This is a genomic window from Sulfuricurvum sp. (assembly GCF_023250475.1).
Classification (GTDB): Bacteria; Campylobacterota; Campylobacteria; order Campylobacterales; family Sulfurimonadaceae; genus Sulfuricurvum.
The window spans coordinates 1-3,885 of record NZ_JAHFAQ010000160.1; the positions used below are offsets into that span (position 1 = coordinate 1).

The 3,885-nt window shown below is 43.9% G+C and carries 1 protein-coding gene and 2 pseudogenes; all 3 read left to right on the top strand.

All coding sequences use genetic code 11. The annotated features are described in order from the left end of the window. Positions 1–1,555: pseudogene (locus Q0C19_RS11295) on the top strand (mannose-1-phosphate guanyltransferase); the annotation flags it as partial. Next, positions 1,540–3,588, top strand: a complete 2,049-nt coding sequence (locus Q0C19_RS11300) for a glycoside hydrolase family 57 protein (protein ID WP_295056061.1) — start codon at positions 1,540–1,542, stop codon at positions 3,586–3,588. The pseudogene Q0C19_RS11295 and the gene Q0C19_RS11300, both read left to right, overlap by 16 nt. 17 nt (positions 3,589–3,605) lie before the next feature. Beyond that, positions 3,606–3,885, top strand: a pseudogene (locus tag Q0C19_RS11305) (4-alpha-glucanotransferase); the annotation flags it as partial.

Here is a 3,885-nt window from a genome sequence, read left to right on the forward strand (position 1 = left end):
ACTCGACGGATGTGTTATCTGCAACAACAATCGGATCGGTAAAAATGTTACGGCTAAATCGGGACTGATTTTAGCGGAAGGGTGCGAAATCGGCGAATTGGTGACGGTTGAGCAAGATGCTACGATTTCGCCGGATAAAGTGATTCAAGATGCGGCAATCGTCAGTCGCAGCGTTATATTGGGGAGTAAATATAAAAATTCGATTTTTGAAAACGGATTGGTAATCGGAAAATCAAACGTTGAGATCTCCTGCGAAATGGCAACCAAATTGGCTGAAGCATTCGGTGCCCAGCTTCCTGTCGGTTCTACAGTTCTTGTTTCGCGCGACAGTTCCAAGAGCTCACGAATGCTTAAGCGGGCTTTTCTGGGCGGGCTTTTATCCTCGGGAATGGATGTTATCGACTACCGAGCGATACCATCGGCGGTTATGCGGTGCAGTTTGTCGTATCATGATGAGTATGCGGCTGGAGTTCATATCAACCAGAAACTGGATGATCCGACCAGTACGGTTATCACTTTTTACAATCACGAAGCGCTTCGGATCAATAATGATACGGCTAAAAAGGTAGAAAAAGCTTTTTTCAAAGAGACCTTTCGACGGGTCGATTATTCGCGAATCGGGCAAATCTATCCGTCTGATCACATAAAAGAGTATTCTGCCTATAAAAAAGGGATGGAAGAACTGCTTCAGTCACACATGTTTAAATGTCTCAATTGCCGCGTTGCGGTAGATGTGATGCACGGGATGTCTTCGGAAGTGTTTCCGGATATTCTCAATGATATGGGGGTTGATAATATTATGTTTAACGCCCATCCGGATGAACAGCGCCTAGAAAATATCAATACCCTGACCAAACGCTCTTATGAAGATATGAGTGCCGTCATCAAGGCGCTCGGGCTGGATGCGGGTTTTATGATTTATCCTCACGGGCAGCGGCTTGATATTTTGTGTGACAAGGGTATTTTGCTCAGTAAACAAGCCGCTTTGTTTGTCGTTCTTACCCTTTTGAATATGGAGGCCAAAGTCAAAGGGATGGAAAAACGGGTATTTCTCCCGACATGGGCAGCCGATTTCGTCCGATTTGAGCACTTGAAAATCGAACGGGGACAGTATGCCAATTTTAAAAGCGAACGGATGAAACGGTACGATTTGGTAACGACGGGGGAAGGAAATTTCGCATTTACCGAATTTTCTACCCATCGCGATTCGATGTACGCAACGCTGAAAATTTTAGAGATGATCGTCAACCATAGAGTCAAACTCTCCGAACTTATCGAAGCGCTTCCGAACTTTTATTATCACACGTTTCAAGTCCCATGTACGCAAGCAAACAAAGGGAAAATGATGAGAATGTTCCTGGAAGATTCGAAAGGGAAAAAATCATCAACGCTCGACGGCGTAAAAATATGGCTCGATCAGCATGACTGGGTATTGATGATACCGGATCAATACAGCGATCATCTCAACCTTTATATTCAAGCTAAAACGACAGAACACGGTGAAAATATCTGTAAAATTTATGCGGCAAAAATTGAGGAATGGATGCGTTCATAATGGAACAAAAACCTCTTCAGCTCTCGTTTTTCTGGCATATGCACCAGCCCGATTATCGCGGAAGTGACGGGGTTATGACCATGCCGTGGGTCTTTTTGCATGCCATTAAAGACTATTATGAGATGCCGTGGCTTTTGACACAATACACGACCATAAAGGCAACGTTTAACCTTACCGCTACCCTTATGGAACAGTTGGACCTTTATCGCGATCCTCTCAAATACGATTATTTCCTCTCTTTATGGGAACAGCATCCCTCTGCTCTTGATCCTCAGTCGCGTCAATGGCTGATTAAACTTTGCAAATCAAGCCAATTTGAAACGATGGTCAGGCCAATCCCCCGTTACGATTATCTGTACGGCAAAAATGAGTACAGTGAGGGAGAACTCATCGATTTGGAAATCGTGTTTATTTTGTCATGGTGCGGAAATTATTTACGCAGAGATAATGCGGTTGTCAAAAGGTTGTTTGAGCAAGGGGAAGGATTTACGCAAAATGACAAGCACCGCCTTTTGGATACATTGTGTACGTTTGTACAAACCATTATCCCTTTTTACGCCTCGTTGCAGAAAGAGGGGCGTATTTCGGTATCGACTACCCCGTACTATCACCCGATTCTCCCGTTGTTAATCAATATGGAAAATGCGGTTATCGCCAATCCCCATACTACCCTTCCAAAACGATCTTTCTCCCTTTATACAGACGCGCAAAAACACATTGAGCGTTCGATGGCGCTGTATGAAAAACACTTCCAAAAAAAGCCCAGCGGTTTCTGGCCGGCTGAGGGTGCGGTAGATACAAAAAGTCTGGCTCTTTATAATGAATACGGCATTAAATGGATCGCAACCGATGAAGCGATTTTATTTCATTCACTCGACAGCGAAGAGAGAAAAAACCTTTATAAAACCTACTGTTTTAAGGGGGTTACAATCGGTTTTAGGGATCATGGACTCAGTGATTTGATCGGGTTTACGTATCGGTTTAAAGGGGCTGAAGATGCGGCTGAGCATTTTCTGCGTACCCTTAAAATCATCGATAATGAGCAAAATGATCCAACTGTGTTTGTCATTGTCGATGGTGAGAATGCGTGGGAATTCTACGAAAATAACGGGCTTAACTTTTTTACGGCTCTTTATGGACGATTGGAGAATACTTCGTGGTGCAAAACGGCAACGATGGATGAGATAGACAACGGTGCAAAAGATAGTGAACTTGAAATGCTTCAACCGGGGAGTTGGATTCACGGAACCTTTGATACGTGGTCGGGACACCCCCAAAAAAATCGGGCATGGGAACTGATCTATCAAACACGTCGGGATGCCGAAAATTTTCGGGGGGAGATTTCAGAGGAGAGTGCGCTAAAAATAGAAGAGCATTTTTTAGCCTCCGAGTGCAGTGATTGGTTTTGGTGGTACGGAGATGATCATGTGACCGATTTTGCCGTAGAGTTTGATACCCTCTTTCGCAACCATTTGATTTCTATTTATGAACTTCTTGGAATCGCTCCCCCTGGAAATCTGTTTCAGCCGATACTCTCAATGAGCTCTATGGCACCGTTTTGGGTAAGGCCGAAATCGCCTCTTACTCCGGTTATCGACGGAAAATATTCCTCCTTTTTTGAGTGGCTTGGATGCGGAAGTATGGATGAGCGAAAACTCTACTCTACCATGGATCGGGTTCGTGGACCAATCGATACACTCTATTACGGTCATGACAAAAAAGCAATATACATTGCGTTTGAGGGAGATATTTCTGCGCTCAATCGACACGGTTTGAAATTGCTGGTGATACTTGAAGAGAGCGGCGAACATTTTGAATTTGATTTGGAAACACTTGCTGCGGAGGAAAATGATATCGTAGCGATCAACGAGCGGCTTGAAATAGCGCTCTCCCGATTACATTTTGGGACATTAAGGCTATTTCATTTACGATTTGAGTTGGTTAGCGGAACTCAAATTCTCCAAACAATGCCCGGTAACGGAGCCCTTTGTATTGATTTGAATGAACATTATGCTGCCAATTGGTTTGTTTAATTTTTTAAGGAAAACGGATGTCTAAAACCTCACTTTTATTCGGAATACATATGCATCAGCCGGTTGATAACTTCGATTGGGTGATCGAACATGCGATAGAAGTATGTTACAAGCCCTTTTTTGAGGTGATGAGCCGTTATCCGTCGTTTCGCTTCAGTCTCCATTGCAGCGGATGGTTGATGGAACAGATTCAAGCCCGTGATCCGAAGCTCTATTTACAGATACAGCAGCTCTCCAAATCGGGAAGCATCGAGTTTTTCAGCGCAGGGTATTATGAGCCGATTTTGAGTGTTATCC

Bases quoted from the DNA above. Each gene is read 5' to 3' on its own strand.
- Q0C19_RS11300 (WP_295056061.1), top strand. From the start codon at position 1,540: ATGGATGCGTTCATAATGGAACAAAAACCTCTTCAGCTCTCGTTTTTC.